The organism is Bacteroides faecalis (genome assembly GCF_003865075.1).
Lineage (GTDB): Bacteria > Bacteroidota > Bacteroidia > Bacteroidales > Bacteroidaceae > Bacteroides > Bacteroides faecalis.
In genome coordinates, this window is sequence record NZ_BHWB01000008.1 from 173,815 (window position 1) to 194,873 (window position 21,059).

General features: G+C 39.4%; 14 protein-coding genes and 2 pseudogenes. 14 read left to right on the forward strand and 2 right to left on the reverse strand.

The features are described from left to right. Positions 1-7: 7 nt before the first annotated feature. Positions 8-846: pseudogene (locus EJF25_RS14610) on the reverse strand (AraC family transcriptional regulator). A gap of 2 nt (positions 847-848) precedes the next feature. Then, the gene (gene cdd, locus EJF25_RS14615) at positions 849-1,331 is read right to left on the reverse strand and encodes a cytidine deaminase (protein WP_125041786.1); all 483 of its coding nucleotides are present in this window, start codon (positions 1,329-1,331) and stop codon (positions 849-851) included. Positions 1,332-1,442: 111 nt separating this feature from the next. Here cdd and EJF25_RS14620 point away from each other — a divergent pair, with 111 nt between their 5' ends. The 14 genes and pseudogenes from EJF25_RS14620 to EJF25_RS14690 all read left to right on the forward strand — a co-directional run bounded on the left by EJF25_RS14620 (position 1,443) and on the right by EJF25_RS14690 (position 20,888). Further along, positions 1,443-2,348: a glucosaminidase domain-containing protein gene (locus tag EJF25_RS14620; RefSeq protein WP_125041787.1), complete on the forward strand. Its 906-nt coding sequence runs from the start codon at positions 1,443-1,445 to the stop codon at positions 2,346-2,348. 117 nt (positions 2,349-2,465) lie between these two features. After that, on the forward strand, positions 2,466-3,854 hold the full coding sequence (locus EJF25_RS14625) for an NAD(P)/FAD-dependent oxidoreductase (protein ID WP_125041788.1): 1,389 nt from the start codon (positions 2,466-2,468) through the stop codon (positions 3,852-3,854). A gap of 81 nt (positions 3,855-3,935) precedes the next feature. Next, positions 3,936-6,548, forward strand: coding sequence for a sensor histidine kinase (locus EJF25_RS14630; protein ID WP_125041789.1), 2,613 nt, complete (start codon positions 3,936-3,938; stop codon positions 6,546-6,548). 137 nt (positions 6,549-6,685) lie between these two features. Continuing rightward, a pseudogene (locus EJF25_RS14635) lies at positions 6,686-8,189 on the forward strand (DUF5686 family protein); the annotation flags it as partial. Positions 8,190-8,297: 108 nt separating this feature from the next. After that, positions 8,298-9,587, forward strand: a complete 1,290-nt coding sequence (locus EJF25_RS14640) for an inositol-3-phosphate synthase (RefSeq protein WP_125041790.1) — start codon at positions 8,298-8,300, stop codon at positions 9,585-9,587. Between the two features lie 251 nt (positions 9,588-9,838). Then, the gene (locus EJF25_RS14645) at positions 9,839-10,318 is read left to right on the forward strand and encodes a phosphatidylglycerophosphatase A family protein (protein WP_125041791.1); all 480 of its coding nucleotides are present in this window, start codon (positions 9,839-9,841) and stop codon (positions 10,316-10,318) included. A gap of 14 nt (positions 10,319-10,332) precedes the next feature. Further along, positions 10,333-10,800: a GtrA family protein gene (locus tag EJF25_RS14650; RefSeq protein WP_125041853.1), complete on the forward strand. Its 468-nt coding sequence runs from the start codon at positions 10,333-10,335 to the stop codon at positions 10,798-10,800. 21 nt (positions 10,801-10,821) lie between these two features. Continuing rightward, positions 10,822-11,487, forward strand: a complete 666-nt coding sequence (locus EJF25_RS14655; protein WP_125041792.1) for a CDP-alcohol phosphatidyltransferase family protein — start codon at positions 10,822-10,824, stop codon at positions 11,485-11,487. Positions 11,488-11,511: 24 nt separating this feature from the next. Then, the gene (locus EJF25_RS14660) at positions 11,512-12,429 is read left to right on the forward strand and encodes a phosphoinositol dihydroceramide synthase (protein WP_125041854.1); all 918 of its coding nucleotides are present in this window, start codon (positions 11,512-11,514) and stop codon (positions 12,427-12,429) included. A 33-nt stretch (positions 12,430-12,462) separates the two neighbouring features. Then, complete coding sequence (locus EJF25_RS14665; protein WP_125041793.1) at positions 12,463-13,464, forward strand: lysylphosphatidylglycerol synthase transmembrane domain-containing protein; 1,002 nt, start codon at positions 12,463-12,465, stop codon at positions 13,462-13,464. A gap of 65 nt (positions 13,465-13,529) precedes the next feature. Further along, a complete protein-coding gene (locus EJF25_RS14670) occupies positions 13,530-14,702 on the forward strand; it encodes an iron-containing alcohol dehydrogenase (RefSeq protein WP_125041794.1) in 1,173 nt (390 codons plus the stop codon). Between the two features lie 505 nt (positions 14,703-15,207). Next, positions 15,208-16,146: a tyrosine-type recombinase/integrase gene (locus EJF25_RS14675; protein ID WP_200832920.1), complete on the forward strand. Its 939-nt coding sequence runs from the start codon at positions 15,208-15,210 to the stop codon at positions 16,144-16,146. A gap of 448 nt (positions 16,147-16,594) precedes the next feature. Continuing rightward, positions 16,595-19,657 (forward strand): hypothetical protein, encoded by a 3,063-nt coding sequence (locus EJF25_RS14685; RefSeq protein ID WP_125041796.1) that lies wholly within the window; start codon positions 16,595-16,597, stop codon positions 19,655-19,657. Between the two features lie 139 nt (positions 19,658-19,796). Beyond that, positions 19,797-20,888, forward strand: coding sequence for an OmpA family protein (locus EJF25_RS14690; RefSeq protein ID WP_125041797.1), 1,092 nt, complete (start codon positions 19,797-19,799; stop codon positions 20,886-20,888). Positions 20,889-21,059 lie beyond the last annotated feature (171 nt).

Here is a 21,059-nt window from a genome sequence, read left to right on the forward strand (position 1 = left end):
TTACTTATCAATTCTTCCTTTCAGTCTCATTTCTGAATTGTACAGCACGTTGTCCTGTCATATTTTTGAAAAAACGGCTGAAAGAAGCCTGGTCTTCAAAGCCTAAAATATCAGCAATTTCTTTGACACTTCTGTTACTGTAAAGTAGCAAACGTTTGGCTTCAGCTTCCACTCTTTCGTGGATAACTCTCAGTGGAGATGGCAGTTTGCAAGTCGAAAATATGTTGGAAAGCGTCTTGGGAGACTTATGTAACATATCTGCATAATCTTGTACCTGTTTTTTAGTCCGATAATGCTCATCTACTAAATTATAGTATTGGCGTACTATCTCAAAACTGGATTCTTTCTCTCGCGTGATATCTAACCGTTGCCGAGCAATGCGGGTACATTGGATGATAAACCGTTTCAGCAGGATACGTAGCATTTCTTCCTGAAGACTGTCGGAAACTGTGAATTCACTTTCCATAGCCGTAGTGATGTCATTCAATTGCTGGCATTCTTTTTCATTCAGAGTAAAACGGATAAGATGTGAAGAGCCGTTGAAAAGGAAACCGCTGCACGATACTTCATGATCATTGCCGTAGATACAATAGAAATTACTATTAAATAATAAAGTCAGATATTCTCCGTCAATAGATTTGAATTCAAGATGTTGCAGGTGAGTCAATGAAATTACATCATTTTCTGAGATTAACATCTCTTGGTGGTCAATTTCCACAGTGATACTTCCTTTACGTACCCAGATGAACTTATAAAGCCCTTTTTCTTTTGAAGAGCTTTTTCCATCAAATAAGAATCTGTGAGTGCGAGTGTTCCTTTTAGTTTGGTGTGATACTGTTGTAGCATATTTATTCCTCCATAGCTGATGCGTCAAATGATAATGGAAGTAAGTCGCAAATGCTTTTTACTTCGTAGATACATTCTTTACCGTATAACAAAATACGGATAGGTTGCCCATAACGTTTTTCTGTTTCCAGAATTACCTGTCGGCAAGCACCACATGGTGGAATCGGTGTTTGGATAAAGTCTTTTTCTGTTTTTGCGGCAACGGCAAGTACCTTTACCGCTTGGTCAGGATATTGTGAATTAGCGTAAAACAGAGTAGTACGTTCTGCACATAACCCCGATGGGTATGCAGCATTCTCCTGATTGGTGCCGGTTACTATTGTTCCGTTATTCAGCAATGCTGCAACTCCCACTGAAAAATGAGAGTAGGGAGCATAACTGCGGGCAGTTGCTTCCATAGCTGTTTTTATTAGCTTTTGGTCGTCTGCATTCAGTTCATCGTACTGATATACTTTGATAATAGCAGTTATTTGAAGGTCTTTCATATCGACTGGGGAATTAGTTTCTACAATTAATGTTACAAAGTTAGAAAAGAGATTGGTAATCCCAATTATTTTTCGGATTTTTGTGCCTTGTAATCCACTATTAGAATAAAAATGGAGAATAAACTGTATAGACTTGTTTTTTTAACGGTTATTTTATTCTTTGCCATAGGAGTACAGGCACAACGACGAAATTCCCGTTATGTAGAATATATAAATAAGTATAGCGATTTGGCTGTGGAGCAGATGAAACTCTATAAGATTCCTGCTAGTATCACATTGGCACAAGGACTTCTGGAAAGTGGAGCCGGATATAGTGAGCTTGCCCGTAAAAGTAACAACCATTTTGGAATTAAGTGCGGTAGTAGTTGGAGAGGACGTTCAGTTCGTCACGATGATGATGCACGTAATGAATGTTTTCGTGCTTATAAGCATCCGCGTGATTCTTATGAAGACCATTCCGATTTCCTAAGACGCGGAGCCCGTTATGCCTTTCTCTTCAAACTTAATATCACAGATTATAGAGGCTGGGCTCGTGGACTGAAGAAGGCGGGATATGCGACCGATCCTTCTTACGCTAACCGTTTGATAACAATCATCGAAGACTATGCCTTGTACAAATACGATACTAAGGGAGTCTATTCAGAGCGTAAATTGAAAAAAGAGCCTTGGTTGTTGAACCCGCATCAGGTGTATATTGCGAATGGCATTGCTTATATAATAGCACGTAATGGTGATACATTTAAGAGCTTGGATAAAGAGTTCGATATCAGTTGGCGTAAACTTGTGAAGTATAATGATCTGCAGCGTGATTATACATTGATGGAAGGGGATATTATTTATTTGAAGAGTAAAAAGAAGAAAGCTTCCAAACCATATACCGTATATATAGTAAAAGACGGTGATTCTATGCATGGCATTTCTCAGAAGTTCGCTATTCGTTTGAAGAATCTGTATAAGATGAATCGTAAGGATGGTGAATATATTCCTGAGGTAGGAGATCGTCTGCGTCTTCGTTAATGTAACGTATATTAGTAGAGAAAATGTAGTTTGAGTGAGACAAAAAATATTCATGATCTATCAGTAAACTAAAAGTATACCTTATTTGTTATTGAATGAATAAAACATGATTAAGGTATGAGTCTCAACATTGCAAAAACAAATAAGAAACGCGTTGTTATAGTAGGCGGTGGTTTCGGTGGCCTGAAACTGGCTAATAAGCTCAGAAAATCAGGCTTTCAGGTCGTATTGATTGATAAGAATAACTATCATCAGTTTCCTCCATTAATCTATCAAGTAGCTTCGGCTGGTATGGAACCTACTTCCATCTCTTTCCCTTTCCGCAAGATATTCCAACATCGGAAAGATTTTTATTTCCGTATGGCGGAAGTTCGTGCTATTTATCCTGAGCGAAACATGATACAAACTTCTATTGGGAAAGCAGAGTACGACTATCTGGTGCTTGCCGCAGGTACTACTACTAATTTTTTTGGTAATAAACATATCGAAGAAGAGGCCATGCCGATGAAAAATGTATCTGAAGCGATGGGCTTACGAAATGCTTTGTTGGCTAATTTGGAACGTGCTGTTACCTGCTCAAATAAGCAAGAACAACAAGAATTATTGAATGTCGTTGTGGTAGGAGGTGGAGCTACTGGAGTAGAAATAGCGGGTGTACTTTCTGAAATGAAAAGGTTTGTACTTCCGAATGACTATCCAGATATGCCAAGTAGCTTGATGCACATCTATCTGATTGAGGCAGGACCACGTCTGTTAGCCGGAATGTCCGAAGATTCATCAGCTCATGCAGAACAATTTCTTCGCGAAATGGGAGTCAATATTTTTTTAAATAAACGAGTTGTTGATTATCGTGATCATAAAGTCATGCTCGAAGATGGAAGTGAAATTGCTACACGTACATTCATTTGGGTGAGTGGTGTTACCGGAGTTGCTATCGGTAATATGGATACCTCTATAATCGGTCGTGGTGGTAGAATTAAGGTAGATGCATTTAACCGGGTGGAAGGAATGAGAAATGTGTTTGCTATTGGTGACCAATGTGTACAATTTGCTGATAAAAATTATCCGAATGGGCATCCTCAATTGGCACAGGTAGCTATCCAACAGGGAGAACTGTTAGCTAAGAATCTGATTCGTCTGGAAAAAGGAAAGGAGATGAAACCTTTTCATTACCGAAACTTAGGAGCAATGGCAACCGTTGGACGTAATCGTGCTGTGGCGGAATTCAATAAAGTGAAGATGCAAGGTTGGTTTGCTTGGGTGATGTGGCTGGTAGTTCATTTGCGTTCTATCCTTGGAGTTCGTAATAAAGTAGTAGTATTGCTCAATTGGGTATGGAACTACTTTACCTATGATCAATCCATGCGTATGATTGTCTATGCACGTAAAGCTAAAGAAATTCGTGACAGAGAAGCAGTTGAAGCAACGACTCACTGGGGAAACAATTTAAATCCGACCTCAGAGGTATCTAAAGGGCCACAAACACAGTTGCCAGGCAAGGAATAAAAAATAAAAGCCTATTTGCATCGTTTTCAATATAATAACGTATATTTGCATGCACAATGTTGAAACAATGCAGTTTTGCTTATGAACCGACGATATTATTGTTTGTTTGTAGTTTTGCTCTCTATTATTATTTTTAATCGAGTTTTTGCTGCTGAACACACATATAAGATATTATTTATTCAATCATATACCTCTCAGACTCCTTGGCATGCTGATCTTACTAGCGGTTTGGCCAAAGGATTTAAGGATAGTGGATTGAAAGTAGAAATTACAACTGAATATTTGGATGCAGATTTTTGGGCATTCAAATCGGAGAAAGTGATAATGCGCCGTTTTTGCCAACGTGCGCGTGAAAGGCAAACTGATTTGATTATAACTTCTAGCGATGAGGCTTTTTATACGCTGTTTTCTTGCGGTGATTCTTTACCGATGCAGATTCCTGTTGTGTTTTTCGGAATTAAATATCCTGATGACCAATTAATCGCGAATTATTCTAATGTGTGTGGATATACTTCCAATCCAGATTTTGCAGTTATGTTGCGTCAGGCAAAAAAGATATTTCCACAACGCAAGGACGTTGTTTGCGTGATAGATAATAGTTTCCTTAGTAACAAGGGGCGTGAGGATTTTAAGAACGAATGGGAGATTTTCCATAAAGAGAATCCAGATTATAAGATGAAAATCTATAATACTCAGCAGGAAACTACTAATCATATTATTACTACCATTTGTTACCCCCGAAATAGTTATAACAGTATCGTAATAGCTCCTAAATGGTCTCCTTTTCTATCTTTTGTGGGAAAGAACTCTAAAGCTCCGGTCTTTTCTTGCCAGAATATAGGACTCACAAATGGAGTATTTGTGGCTTATGATGCTGATGCCTTTGCGTCTGCACATCTGGCAGGTCAGAGAGCGTCTCAAGTGTTGCAAGGAACATCCCCTTCTGTATTGGGAATATCAGAACTTGATCAGGAATTTATCTATGATTATCGTCAGTTGGAATATTTTCATGTCAATCAAAGTAGAATTCCTGCCGGTGGAATTATCGTCAATCAACCTTATTGGGAAAAGTATAAATTCTTATTTATTCTATTTTATTCATCTATTCTGGTCTTATTGATTGGTTCGGTAGTATGGCTGGTACGTGTTAATCGTCGGGAGTCTAGGCGAAGAATACATGCTCAGACACGCTTGCTAGTACAGAATAAGATGGTGGAACAGCGTAATGAGTTTGATAACATCTTCCATTCCATTCGTGATGGTGTTATTACTTATGATATCGATTTGAATATTCATTTCACAAATCGATCTTTGTTAAAGATGCTTCATTTGCCTTACGATACTCCTGCACGCCCTTACGAAGGAATGCCGGCTGGAAGTATTTTTAAGATATTCTATAACGGTGAGGAGATATTACGTGACATGCTAAATGAGGTAGCAACTACTGGAAATAGAGTTGTGATCCCTAAGGGAGCTTTTATGAAGGAAGTACATAGTGAAAACTACTTCCCTGTTTCCGGCGAAATAGTTCCGATTCATTCAAAGGGGCAAATAACAGGTATGGCTTTATCAGCGCGTAATGTTTCTGATGAAGAGATGCAGAAACGTTTCTTTGATATGGCGTTAGAGGAAAGTTTTATTTATCCTTGGCAGTTTGATGTGGCAACCAATTCTTTCATCTTTCCTCAAGGATTTCTTGTGCATTTTGGTTATGATGAATCTGTTACTACTATCTCCCGTGATGAGATGGATCAGATGATTCACCTGGATGATTTGGTGGAAATGAGTCGTATCTTTGATAAAGCCTTGACAGGAGATGAAACTTGTGCCCGGTTGAATTTCCGTCAGCGTAATGCAACAGGAGAATATGAGTGGTGGGAGTACCGTTCTTCCGTTATAACAGGACTAACGAGTGATTCGTTATATAATATCCTTGGTGTATGTCAAAGCATTCAGCGATATAAAACTGCAGAACAGGAGATGAGAGAGGCGCGTGACAAGGCACTGCAGGCAGATAAACTGAAGTCAGCTTTCCTAGCCAATATGAGTCATGAAATACGTACTCCGTTGAATGCTATTGTCGGATTCTCAGATTTGCTGAGTGACACAAGTGCTTTCACAGTGGAGGAAGTTGCTCAGTTTATTGCTACTATTAATAAGAATTGTGGATTGTTGTTAGCGTTAATAAATGATATTCTTGATTTATCTCGTATTGAATCGGGAACAATGGAATTCCAGTTTGCAAGTCATAATCTGTCTTTATTGCTCAAGACTGTTCATGATTCTCAGCAGCTTAATATGCCTCAGGGAGTAGAATTGGTATTGCGTGTACCTGAAGGAGATAAGAAATACTTGGTGACAGACAATGTCCGGTTGCAACAAGTGATTAATAACCTGATTAACAATGCTGCTAAATTTACGACATCCGGATTCATTACTTTCGGCTATGAAGATGATGAAGATCCTAATTATACACTTCTTTTTGTAGAAGATACGGGTGTCGGTATTACTCAGGAGGGAATTGATCACATTTTCGAACGTTTCTATAAAGTCGATAACTTTACTCAGGGAGCTGGATTAGGATTAAGTATTTGTCAGACTATTGTCGAGCGTTTGAGAGGAACAATTTCAGTTACTTCGGAAGTTGGTAAAGGAACACGTTTCACTGTACGCGTTCCCAATTCCTGCGAATAAGAACGGTTATTCCTATAAACAGACCTTTTTTGTTCTAAAATCCCCTCTACTTTTGCTCGTTCAATTCAATAGGACGTAGGTAAGAGATTAATAGCTAAAGGGATATTAGCGGTCTTTCTTTTAATGTCTGTAGCATTTCTTCCCGTACAGAAAAGCAATGGGTGAAAGGACGTAAGCAAGAGGGTGTGGATGAACTTCTTTCCTGTCAGGGAATGCAAGTAACCATTAATGAGGCATTCAAAGACGTATATATATATATGATAATAATACTCGCTCTTCACCAATAAATTTGTTAGTCCATTATCACGTATCGGTACAGGCTTTTATAAATACTATCTAATGGATACGTTGCAAATAGCCGGAGAGCCTTGTGCGGACCTGACTGTTGTACCCTTCAATTCCGAGTCTTTCGGTTTTACGGGGCATTTATATGTAATCCTTGATTCCACCTGTTTTGTCAAGCGTACCGTATTCAATTTCCCGAAAAAGATTAATTTGAACTTCGTCGATTATATGTTGCTCGAACAAGAATTCAAACGGGGAGAAGACGGGATACGTCTACTTGACCATGAGAGCATTACGGTCGAGTTTAGACTAGCAGAAGGACAGGATGGTATTAAAGATGAATGACTGAAAGGACTTGCTGAATTAGAATACTCTTTCAAAAAGAAAAAAGGAATATGCTAACGAATTTCCAATTCATTCTTTAAAAGTGCACTATGAATCGGACATTAATCAATATGGTTAAAACTATTTGTATACGGGTAAAGACAATGTATTTCTGGCTTTGAAACGTGAAAAAGATGATCGAATCGGCTACTATCAACAAGCCGAAATAACCTATACCAATGAGTTTTATTCCGGTTTCTCATTTCAATTGACAGCCCGGAGAAGAACCGATGAATCATCTTATCTGATCCCTTTTGTAAAGAAAGAGAATGATGGCTATTTCTCAGTGAAAAAGTTCTCGATGAGTACTGCCGAGGTAAAATTACGTTATGCCCCGAATGAGAGATTCTTTCAGACTCACTGGAATCGTTATCTTGTTTCTTTAGATGCTCCAGTGTTCACCCTGTCTCATACTATTGCTGGCAAAGGTGTATTAGGGAGTGACTATATCTACAACCATACAGAAGTCGGTATTCAGAAACGCTTTTGATTTTCTGTCTTTGGTTAAACAAATGTTATCCTGAAAGCGGGGAAAGTATGGGATAAAGTACCATTTTTCTTGCTTATTATGCCCAATGCAAACCTATTCAGCCAGAGTCTTATTGATTAATGAATGCGATGGAGTTTATGAATAATGAATATTTCTCGTGGGATGTTACTTATTTTCTCAACGGATGGCTATTCAATCGGATTCCGTTGCTGAAAAAAGTGAAATGGAGAGAAGTACTTTCGTGCCGCGGAATATATGGTCATCTGAGTGATAAAAACAATCCGGAGATGAGTGACGGACTGTTTACTTTTCCAATAGCAGACATTCGTTCAACAGGGAAAACGCCCTATATAGAAGCCGGAGCTGGCATAGAGAATATATTTAAAGTTCTGTGTCTGGACTATGTCTGGCGGCTAACATACAGGGATTCACCTAATATTGATAAGTCAGGTTTGAGAATTAGTCTCCACATAACCTTTTAAAAGTTAAATCCTGCTAATTGCAATGTATATATGACAAATAAAAGCCGTTTTAGTAATTAATTAATCTTATTTTTGCAACAATTTTAGTTTAATTTTAATAGAATAGAAATGAAACAAGAAATTAAACCCGCTACTGGACGTCTTGGCGTATTGGTTGTCGGAGTCGGTGGTGCGGTTGCTACCACAATGATTACAGGTACACTGGCCTCTCGTAAGGGACTGGCAAAACCGATAGGATCTATTTCACAGCTTGCTACGATGCGTATGGAAAACAACGAAGAGAAACTCATCAAAGACGTTGTGCCTTTGACTGATTTGAAAGATATTGTTTTCGGTGGATGGGATATCTTCCCAGATAACGCATATGAAGCTGCCATGTATGCAGAGGTCTTGAAAGAAAAAGATCTGAATGGAGTAAAAGAAGAGTTGGAAGCTATTAAGCCAATGCCTGCTGCTTTCGACCACAACTGGGCAAAACGTCTGAATGGAACACACATTAAGAAAGCTGCTACCCGTTGGGAAATGGTAGAACAACTCCGTCAGGATATCCGTAACTTTAAAGTTGCTAATAAGTGTGATCGTGTTGCTGTGCTTTGGGCTGCAAGTACTGAGATTTACATTCCTTTGTCAGACGAGCATAAGTCACTTGCCGCTTTGGAAAAAGCAATGAAAGACGATAATACAACTGTGATCTCTCCAAGTATGTGCTATGCTTACGCTGCTATTGCAGAAGGTGCGCCGTTTATTATGGGTGCTCCTAACTTGTGCGTAGATACTCCGGCAATGTGGGAATTCTCTAAGAAGATGAATGTGCCTATCTCTGGTAAAGACTTCAAGAGCGGTCAGACATTAATGAAGACAGTATTAGCACCGATGTTCAAAACTCGTATGCTGGGTGTGAATGGTTGGTTCTCTACTAATATTCTGGGTAATCGTGACGGCGAGGTACTTGATGATCCGGACAACTTCAAGACAAAAGAAGTCAGCAAACTTTCTGTAATCGATACTATTTTCGAGCCCGAAAAATATCCGGATCTTTATGGTGATGTTTACCATAAAGTACGTATCAATTACTATCCTCCTCGTAAAGATAATAAAGAAGCATGGGATAACATTGACATTTTTGGATGGATGGGCTACCCGATGGAAATCAAGGTAAACTTCCTTTGTCGTGATTCTATCCTTGCTGCTCCTATTGCTCTTGACCTGGTATTGTTCAGTGACTTGGCTTTGCGTGCAGGTATGTGTGGTATCCAGACATGGTTGTCATTCTTCTGTAAGAGTCCGATGCACGATTTCGAACATCAGCCGGAGCACGACTTGTTTACTCAATGGAGAATGGTAAAACAAACATTGCGTAACATGATCGGTGAAAAAGAACCTGATTATTTAGCATAATAAGAGATCAATATAACCAAGTTGAGATTGAGATTTGCCCTGTTGTAAGGCGGGACAGGTACTCAACCTCAACTTTTGGTTTTTAATCATAACCCTCAGGTTGCTGTCTTCAATCAAGGCATACATCAATTGATGAAATCCCGTATAAGTAACTGACGACTAATGATTTATATTTTCTGCACTGTTATTAGGTAATTTATGCTCGTTGGTCGGTGATTAGTAATAAGTGAGTAATTTGTAATTAGTAATTAATGAAGACCCCTCCCTTTCTGCCTGTTTTGATAGGCACAGGCTTTGGCTCAGGATTCTCTCCCGTAGCTCCCGGTACAGCTGGGGCATTATTGGCTTCTATTATCTGGATTGTCCTTTATTTCTTACTACCTTTTTCTATTTTGTTGTGGGTAACTGCTGCTTTGGTCATCCTCTTTACCTTTGCAGGTATTTGGGCTGCCAATAAGTTGGAAATCTATTGGGGTGAAGACCCTTCACGCATAGTAGTGGATGAGATGGTAGGTGTATGGATTCCGTTATTGGCTGTTCCTGCTAATGAACAGTGGTTCTGGTATGTGATCGGTGCTTTTTGTCTTTTCCGGATCTTCGATATAGCTAAACCTTTGGGGATACGCAAAATGGAAAGTCTTCAAGGAGGAGTAGGGGTAATGATGGATGATATCCTGGCAGGTATATACAGTTTTATCTTATTAATAGGAGTAAGATGGGTAATTGGCTGAGAAAATTTGCGCGAATGGTTTCCCAGAAAGGTGGTATTTTCATGTTTCTGAGGGCACAGCTTTCTGCCCAGATGGCAACTATCGCGGACTTTCTCGTGACTATCTTGTTAGTTAAACTATTCGAAGTATATTATGTCTATGCTACATTGGCAGGGGCGGTCTACGGAGGAATAGTCAATTGCGTTATTAATTATAAGTGGACCTTTAAATCAGATGGAAAGAAAATATACGTTGCTGTAAAATTTATAATCGTATGGTTTTGCAGTATTTGGCTGAATACGTGGGGGACGTATGCACTGACTGAATCGCTCGGGAAAATTCCCTGGGTACGCGATACGCTCAGTCAGCATTTCGGTGACTTTTTTATTATCCCTAAGGTTGTAGTGTCAATCATAGTTGCGTTATTTTGGAATTACAATATGCAGCGGTACTTTGTGTACCGGAATTTGGACATTAAAGGTTTTTTTAAAAAACAGCATTGAATATAAACAGAAGAATTAGATATGAATTACAGAGATTATTTACAACAATTGATTTATAAGATCATTAATCCCGTAGTGCATGGAATGATTAAGATTGGGATTACTCCCAATTTTATCACTACTACCGGATTTCTACTGAATGTAGTTGCCGCAGGTGTGTTGATATATGCCAGCATATATGGTGAACATGGTGAACTCGCATATCTGGGTTGGGTAGGAGGCATTATACTGTTTGCCGGTTTGTTCGATATGATGGACGGTCGTGTGGCACGTGTCGGGAATATGAGTTCCACATTCGGTGCGCTTTACGACTCGGTTCTCGACCGTTACAGTGAGCTGGTTACTTTTTTCGGTATCTGTTATTACTTGCTGATGGAAGGTTATTTTCTCTATTCCGTTATTGCTTTTGTTGCGTTAATCGGTTCGTTGATGGTAAGCTATGTGCGTGCTCGTGCCGAAGGTTTGGGGATAGAATGTAAAGTGGGCTTCATGCAGCGTCCGGAACGAGTAGTGCTGACTAGTTTGGGAGCTTTGTTTTGCGGAATCTTTAAAAGTGTCACTCTTTTCGATCCGATTCTGATATTAGTCTTTCCTTTAGCATTCGTTGCACTATTTGCTAATATTACGGCCTTTATGCGTGTAAATCATTGCCGGAAAGTAATGATGCAGAACGAACCAAAGAAATAATTAATCATGATAAAATCTACCAAAATGCCATCAAAGAAAGAGGTTTGGACAGTAATCTGTGCATTAGCTCTTTTTCTTTTGCTGACAGGTCTGTTTATCGGACTTCGTTCTGAACACTTGTTGATGGCAGCGATCTACTTTGTATTATTCTTTGCGGGATTACCTACCCGTAAACTAGCGGTAGCATTGTTACCATTCTTTATTTTCGGAATTTCGTATGATTGGATGCGTATATGTCCTAACTATCAGGTGAATCCGATTGACGTGGCAGGGCTGTATAATGCAGAGAAATCCCTGTTCGGAGTGATGGATGGCGGAGTGCTTGTCACTCCCTGCGAATACTTTGCAGCCCATCATTGGGCAATAGCCGATATTTTTGCCGGAATTTTCTATCTCTGCTGGGTACCTGTGCCTATTGCATTTGGAATCTGGTTGTATCTGTCGAAGTCGAGAAACGTCTACCTGAGATTTGCAATGGTCTTTCTGTTGGTCAATCTGATAGGCTTTGCCGGCTATTACATTCATCCGGCTGCTCCACCTTGGTATGCTATCAATTATGGTTTCGAACCGATCTTGAATACTCCGGGTAATGTAGCGGGACTCGGTCGTTTTGATGCGCTTACAGGACTGACAGTTTTCGATTCTATCTATGGACGTAACGCTAATGTGTTTGCAGCAGTGCCTTCACTGCATGCGGCTTACATGGTAGTAGCGTTAGCCTATGCCATCATACGCAGATGTAAATGGTATGTAATTACCCTTTTCTCCATTATCATGGTCGGTATTTGGGGAACAGCAGTTTATTCTTGTCATCATTACATCATTGATGTGCTACTTGGCATATCTTGTGCTTTACTCGGCATTCTGATCTTTGAGAAAGGATTGATGAAACTAGGCGGCTTCCGTCGTTTTTTTGACAGATATTATAATTACATTAAATAATAATCTGTGGTGAAACCACCTATTGACCAATAGATGAAGAATAAATACCGTAATTTGTTTCTCGCTTTCGGCATAATTGCTGTCCTGATAATGGTTTTCACTTTTGATATGAATTATCAGGAGTTATGGGAAAACGTGAAACGTGCGGGGATTTATTTACCTCTGATTCTGTTGCTGTGGTTATTTATCTACCTGATAAATACTATATCGTGGTACATTATCATTCGTAGCGGTGGTAAGCTGGGATTTTCTTTTGCTCGGCTTTACAAATTTACCGTTACTGGGTTTGCACTTAACTATGTAACCCCTGTTGGACTGATGGGTGGCGAGCCATATCGTATCATGGAACTCACTCCATATATTGGAGTAGAGCGTGCTACATCTTCTGTGATTCTTTACGTGATGATGCACATCTTTTCTCATTTTTGCTTTTGGCTGAGTTCTGTCTTGCTCTATGTATGTCTTTATCCGGTGGGATGGGCAATGGGTATTTTACTTGTGGCAATCACTGTATTTTGTCTGCTGATTGTCGTACTGTTTGTGAAAGGTTATCAACATGGGATGGCAGTAGCTTGCATTCGTATGGGAAGCCGTTTGCCTTTTTGGAAACATCGGGTTATCCGCTTTGCCGAGAAACATCACGAACAACTGGAGAATATCGACCGACAAATAGCTCTTTTGCATCAACAAAAGAAACGTACTTTCTATACAGCCCTTTTGCTGGAATATATGGCACGTGTAGTCAGTTGTCTGGAAATATGGCTTATCCTGAATGTATTGACAACCAATGTCAGCTTTGCCAGTTGCATCCTGATTGCGGCTTTTTCTTCCTTGCTTGCCAATCTTCTATTCTTCATGCCGATGCAACTTGGCGGTCGTGAAGGAGGCTTTGCCCTTGCTGTAAGCGGTCTGGCCCTTTCCGGAGCTTACGGAGTATATACCGCTCTTATCACCCGTTTGCGTGAAATCTTCTGGATCGTAATCGGACTTGCACTAATGAAAATAGGAAATAAAAGCGATAATAAATCATTTTAAGTTCCAAACTTCCTCTTTATTCTATCTAATTTTTTAAATTTGTCGGGCTTATAATATGTACGACAATGAATAATTTTATCTTTTACAGTCCTACCGAATTTGTGTTCGGAAGAGGTACGGAAGCTCAGACCGGAGTGTTGGTAAAGAAATATGGTGCACATAAAGTAATGGTGGTTTATGGCGGTGGCTCTGTGGTTCGTAGCGGACTTCTGGCGTGTGTGGAAAAATCCTTGCAGGAAGCAGGTATCGCTTATTGTATGCTTGGTGGTGTACAACCCAATCCGGTTGATACGAAAGTGTATGAAGGAATAGAGCTTTGCCGTAAAGAACAGGTAGATATGATGCTTGCCGTAGGAGGAGGTTCGGTCATTGATACCGCAAAAGCCATTGCTGCCGGAGCTCCTTATGACGGTGACTTCTGGGATTTTTATATCGGGAAATCTATCGTGACGAAGGCCTTGAAAGTAGCTGTCGTACTGACTATTCCTGCTGCCGGAAGCGAAGGTTCCGGTAACACAGTCATAACCAAGGTAGATGGTTTACAGAAACTCAGTCTTCGTGTTCCTAGTTTGCTTCGTCCTGTTTTTGCAGTGATGAATCCGGAATTGACATATACACTTCCTCCTTTCCAAACTGCCTGTGGTATTGCGGATATGATGGCGCACATTATGGAACGCTACTTCACCAATACCCAAGAAGTGGAAATAGGCGACTGTCTTTGTGAAGGAACTTTGCTTGCTATCATCAAAGAAGCCGCTACTGTGATGAAAGAACCGCAAAACTATGGTGCGCGAGCCAACTTGATGTGGTGTGGAACAATCGCTCATAACGGTACGTGTGGAGTTGGTTGTGAAGAAGACTGGGCTTCCCATTTTCTGGAACATGAAATAAGTGCTATTTATAACGTGACACATGGAGCCGGATTATCAGTTATTTTCCCTGCCTGGATGACGTGGATGGTCGAACATCATGTAGATAAAATTGCCCAATATGCAATACGCGTATGGGGAGTGCCGGAATCAGAAGATAAGAAATCTGTTGCGCTTGAAGGAATCTCTCGTCTGAAAGCCTTTTTCAAATCTATTGGATTACCTGTTACCTTTGCGGAATTAGGTATCGAAAATCCTGATATTGATCGATTGGCTGATAGCTTGCATCGTAACAAGGGTGAGTTGGTTGGCAACTACGTTCAACTTACCCAAAAAGATAGTGAAGAGATTTATAGATTGGCTTTGTAAATAAACTCTTATCATTGCTTTGTTTGTTGGATATTATGGGGTTATTTAGTGAAAATATTTATATGAATACTATTTGATACTATTGTTATTGGTATCTTGTTGAAATGATTGTCTTTAAATCTGGTGAAATAAAGAGGGATCTGTTCGTGAAATAGAAGATATTCTGAAAGTGAATTTTTATCCCTGTTACATTTCATATTGAACTGCGCTTCTAAAGTTTGGTGTCCAACTTTGGGTGTGCAGTTCAATGTTTTTTAATACTCTGTCATCCTGATTCGGTATCGCTTTTATACTATTATTAATATATATACTCTTAATCTAGTGTTTGAAAACGGTTTGCCTTCTATTGTCTGAAAACAACTATACTTCTTATTTGTTATTGGCTACCCGATGAAAAACCGTTCTGTCGGGTGATTGAATCAATAACAAAATATATGTCTATCGAAAAAGTTTGAGAACGGGATATGATATATATTTATGGTCTAATTCTTTAATGAGTAGTAAAATAATGAAGTTAGCGACATTTATGAAGCAAGTAGCCGATAGGCTCCAAATGGGGGGAAACTTTGGAACTGCGCACGTATATAGGAGCAGTCTCAATGCCATTATTGCTTTTCATGGGAATGGGGATTTGGCTTTTCGGGAAGTGACTCCGGAATGGCTGAAAGGTTTTGAAATTCATCTTCGTAGCCGAGGATGTAGTTGGAATACGGTTTCCACTTATCTGCGTACTTTACGAGCGGTTTACAATCGGGCGGTGGATAGCCGTAAGGCTCCTTATGTGCCTTATTTGTTCCGTTCGGTCTATACCGGAACAAAAGCGGACCACCGTAGGGCATTGAACGATGAAGACATAAAAAAGGTATTTACTAGGTTGCCGGATACTTTTGCCAGTATTCCTGTATTGCGGCGTACTCGGGATTTATTTGTTTTGATGTTTTTGCTTCGTGGACTGCCTTTTGTCGATCTTGTCTATCTTCGCAAAAGTGATTTGCGTGATAATGTATTGACTTACCGTAGACGTAAAACGGGGCGTCCTTTGTCGGTGACATTAACTCCGGAAGCTATGTCGATCTTGAATAGATATGTAAATAGGAACAGCACCTCACCGTATTTATTTCCGCTTTTGACAAGTCGTGAGGGTACTCGGGAAGCGTATCGTGAATATCAGCTGGCTCTTCGCAGTTTCAATCGGCAACTCATGTTGTTGGGCGAAATACTGGGATTAGGTGACAGGCTGAGTTCATATAGTGCCCGCCATACCTGGGCTACAACTGCCTATTATTGCGAAATTCATCCGGGAATCATTTCTGAAGCTATGGGACATTCTTCTATTACTGTTACCGAGACTTACCTAAAACCTTTCAGGAATAAAAAAATTGATGAAGCAAATAAACGTGTAATAGATTATGTAAAATGCTTTGTCTCAGGTTTAATGTGTTGAATTTTAGTCTGTTACTTCGTAGGTAACGGAACTTAATAGCGGTGCAAATATGGAGATATTTTGGAAAACAAGCAAACAAAAATGATATTTTTTCTGATAAACTACTAAAAAAAAGAAAATAGCACAATAAAACTACGGATTTCTTTGTATCAGTACTTTTGTTACCTTCCAATATATAACAAAGATTTTCCTCCCCTCTGCTCTTTTTCGAAAGCAGGGGTAAATATGTTTCAATGTCGTTTTATCTGGTTTTTCGTTTAGATGGCTCTCAGAGAGCTGGTGCAAAGGTGTTCCCGTTACCTACGAAGTAACGGGGTAAATTCGTTGTTATCAAATGAATAGTTAGGAGGCTATATGAAAATGAATGAGGCAAGGTAGGAGGTTTTCAATTAGACAACTAGAGACTATATTTTATTTTTTTTAATTTATAAATTAAAAGTTTTTTATTATGAACAAAAAGTTTTTAAGTGTAGCCCTGTTTGGAGCGCTGTTGGCGGTTTCATCAGGCACATTTACGTCTTGTAAAGACTATGATGACGACATCGACAGTTTGAGTGAACGTGTGGATGCAAATCAGGCAACATTGGACGCGAAGGTTAAAGAACTTCAGAATGCATTGGACGCTGCTAAGCAAGAAATTGCTTCAGCTAAAAAAGCCGCAGAGGATGCAAAAACAAGTGCAGAGAAAGCTGAGGCTGCTGCAAAAGAAGCTGCTGCTACTGCTAAAGCTGAAGCTATTGAAGAAGCACAGAAATTAGTCAATGAGCTAAAGGGTTCGATGGATCAGTATGATGAAAAGATAGCAGCGATTGATGCTACTCTTAATTCTATCAACGGTCAGTTGGATAAATTAGCTACCAAAGAACAATTAGCTGCTGCTGAAACTGCTCTTAAAACACAGATTTCAGCATTGGAAAGTTTCAAAGCTGCCATTGAGAATCTGAATTTAGGAACTGAACTTCCGGAAATGAAGTCAAAGTTGAGTACATTACTCGCTGAAATGACTGAATTGAAAACAAAAGTAAGTAGCAATGCAGAAAGCATTAGTAATCTGAAATCTGAATTGTCAGCTCTTTCTACTGAGGTTAGCAATTTCCAGACAGGATTGAACACGTTGACTGATTTACTTTCTCAACGTCTGACTGCCTTGACATTTGCACCGTCTCAGTTCATCAATGGTATTGAAGTTGTCAATTTTGCAACTTTGAAATATACTCCTTGGAACAAACTGCTGGCTGACGAGGCTGATGGAAATAAAGAAACTTCTATCAATGACGGAAAAACTACTGCTTATTATTATGCTAACCCGAGTAGCGTTAAAAAGTCAAGTATCAAGGGGCTGACCGTAATTACTAACGATGCTACTAATGAAATCAAGACCAGATCTGGTGAAAAGGTTTCTGCTACTATTGCTGATATTAGTGCTGCCGGTAAGGTAACTGTAAACTTGAAGAAATTGAGTGAAGGTTCATTCAATCAGGTTTCTGATAAGGAAAATGTAGAGAAATTTGCTATGATGGCTATTCAGGCCGAAATTGCACTGACTCCTGAAGAAGAACAACAAGGTATTTCACCGGTTGTAACTTCTGACTGGGCACGTTTGGCCGAAACTTCTGCTATTCCGTTTATCCATAATCAGGAAGCTGAAACTGAGAAAGATGCAGATATTGCTCATTTCTGGAATTATTCAACTATTCATGATGCTGCTAAAGCAACTGACGTATGTACTACAGAAGGACAATTTGTCTTGAAACATCTGGCATATACTGACAATACTTTGAATCTGAATACATTGGTTGAAGTTTGCGATAAAGAAGGAAATAAATACAATGCTGCAGACTACGGATTGGCTTTCGAATTTAACTTAGTAGATTATTTGTTGAAAGACAATGCAGAGCAGTCTACTAACCAGAAGGAATTTGCTACAATCAGCAAAGAAGGTGTTATCTCTTCTCGTTCTCGTAATGGAGAAGCTCTGAATAGAGATGCTATTGGTCGTGAACCTCTGGTACAGGTAATTTTGAGAAATACTGCTAACAAGGAAGTGGTAGATGTACGTTACTTTAAGATTGCTTGGACAAGTGAAAGAGTAAATAAGGATCTGGGAGAATTAATCGCAGCATTTACTCCGAACACCAAGTTTGCTTGTAATACTCCTTATGTAGGTATCGTAGGTACAGCTGAAATGAATGATAAGATCTACACTGTAGCTAAACAAAACGGTATCAGCAAGGAAGAATTCCACGAATTGTACAAGCTGGATGGTAATGTTTATGCAAGTTTGGACGCTGCTAAGGCTGGTACTCCTGCTGTTACTACACTGGGTACTATTCAGGAGGTTCCTGCAGCTGGATCTGTTACAACATTCAACTTGCAGTGGGATATTGCTAATATTCAATTGACTAAGGAAGAATATGATGCAGGTAAGGCTGTAAGAACAGTATACGGACGTTATATCAGAAAGAGCGATGACGCTGAAACTTATACATTCAAGATTGTATTGACATTGACTGTTGATAAGATGGCATTTGTTGCCGGTTATATACAGACATACTGGAATACAGCTGATTTGACTACTAGCAACATTAATAAGGCATTCCAGGTTAATCCTGCTCTGACTGACGATGCTGTTTATGGTATCAGCAAATTCTATGATTGTCAGTTGATCGCTGATATGTTGAAGGGTTACAATAAGAATACTGGTATTACAGATGTTATTGATCTGGTTTCTAACGCAGATGACGCAGAGTTCCAATTTGATGAAGCACGCGTTAAAGTTCTTCTTGGTAAAGAATGGAGCGTACGTCTCAATGGTACTAGCTTGTACAAAAACAACGTAAAAGCTGCTGAAATTAATGGTGGTATCATCCGTTTGTATGAGGAAACTCCTTCTGCTAACGCTCACAGTTTCGCAACTTCAACTGCTCAGGAATTGTTAGGAAAGAATGTTCCGGTGAAACTTGTTGCTACTAACTGTGCAAATATCACTGTTGAACTTGATCACTTCCTGGTTAATTTCATTAATCCGTTGGCTATGACATTGGATGAAGTTAAGGAATCATTCAAAGACTTGCTGACTGGTGGTTCTACTATCAGCGTTGAAAAGATCGCTACTATCAAAGAAACCTTCGGTTTGAAACGTACAGTTTGGGCTGACGGTAAAGAATTTGAGCCTACTAACAAGTTAGTTCAGTGGTACAATGTAGGTGGTGTAACTTGGGATTTGACTAATGCAACTACAAACTTGAAGAAACAAGGAGAAAGCATTGTTATCTCTCCGGATGTTAAAGCAAGCAAATGGAGTGACTTTAAAGACAAATATGTATTGGAAGCTACTCCGTCTGAAGCAGGTGCAAAATCTCTGACATTCAAAAACAATAGTGGTGCTCATATCCAACAGGCATTCCAGATTGCAGTTCCTGTATATGTAAACACTAAGTGGTCTCCGACATTGGCTGACCCGGAAATGACAATCGTAGTATTGACTGTTAATTCTGGCGAAACTAAATAATTGAAATCTTATTAGGATTTCAATGAAATCTAAAAAGGAAGGCGTTCTCTTTTGAAAGAGAGAATGCCTTCTTTCATAAAGAATAATATATAAGATGGATTGGAGAAATTTGCAGAACTTTATTATTAACTGTAGACTTATGAAGAAAAATATTTTAATCAGCTTAGTAGTATTACTCTGTACTACAATGACTTTTGCACAAGAACGGCAGATAAAAGAACCAGCTAAGGTTATCTTTCATCCTCATTGGTTCATACAGGCACAAGCAGGAGCTGCTCATACCATTGGTGAAGCAAAATTTGTCGATCTTATCTCTCCGGCTGCGGCTTTCAATGTCGGATATAAATTTGCTCCGGCATTCGGAGTACGTATTGGAGTCAGCGGTTGGCAAGCCAAAGGTGGTTGGGTTAGCCCGAAGCAAGATTATCAATATAAATATTTGCAAGGAAATGCCGATATCATGGCAGACCTCAGTTCTTTGTTTTGTGGATTCAATCCGAAACGTGTCTTTAATGGTTATTTCTTTGCTGGAGTGGGTTTGAATCATGCATTTGATAATGACGAAGCAAATGCACTGGATACGAAAACCTATGAAATGGAATATCTTTGGAAAAATAGTAAAAATTTGGTTGCCGGACGTTTGGGATTAGGTTGTGACCTCCGTTTAAATGATCGTCTGGCTATTAATATTGAAGCAAATGCAAATTTATTATCAGATAAATTCAATTCGAAGAAAGCAGGAAACTGTGATTGGCAAATCAATGCTTTAGTCGGTTTGAGTATTAAACTCGGAAAGAGTTATAAAAAGATAGCTCCGGTATATTATGAACCGGAAACTGTGGTAACAGAACAACCGAAACCTACCCCTGTAGTGGAACAACCGAAACCAAAGGCAGAAGTTGCTACTGTTGAACCTATGAAACAAAATGTTTTCTTTGCTCTGAATTCTGCGCGAATTCGAAATGATCAACAAGCTAAGATTGCTTTTTTAGTTGAATATCTGGAAAAATATCCTGCTTCAAAAGTGACAGTAACCGGTTATGCTGATGTGAATACCGGAAATGCAAGAATTAATTCTAAACTTTCGGAAATGCGCGCGAAGAATGTGGCAGAAGCATTGAAAGCGAAAGGGATTGCAGCGGAAAGAATCACGATCGATTTTAAAGGTGATACTGTGCAACCTTATGATACTCCCGAAGAAAATCGCGTTAGTATTTGTATTGCAAAATAATATCTATCAAGACCCCTTTCTTCATAATGATTGTGTGAAGAAAATAAGGTGTAGAGAAGGAGAAGACTGTGCTTGTGAAAGTATATCCTTTGAAACCTACTCCTGTAGAGGATGCCCACTATAATGTTCCCCATTGGCATCCTCTTTTATAACAAAAGGCGGCTCGATCTG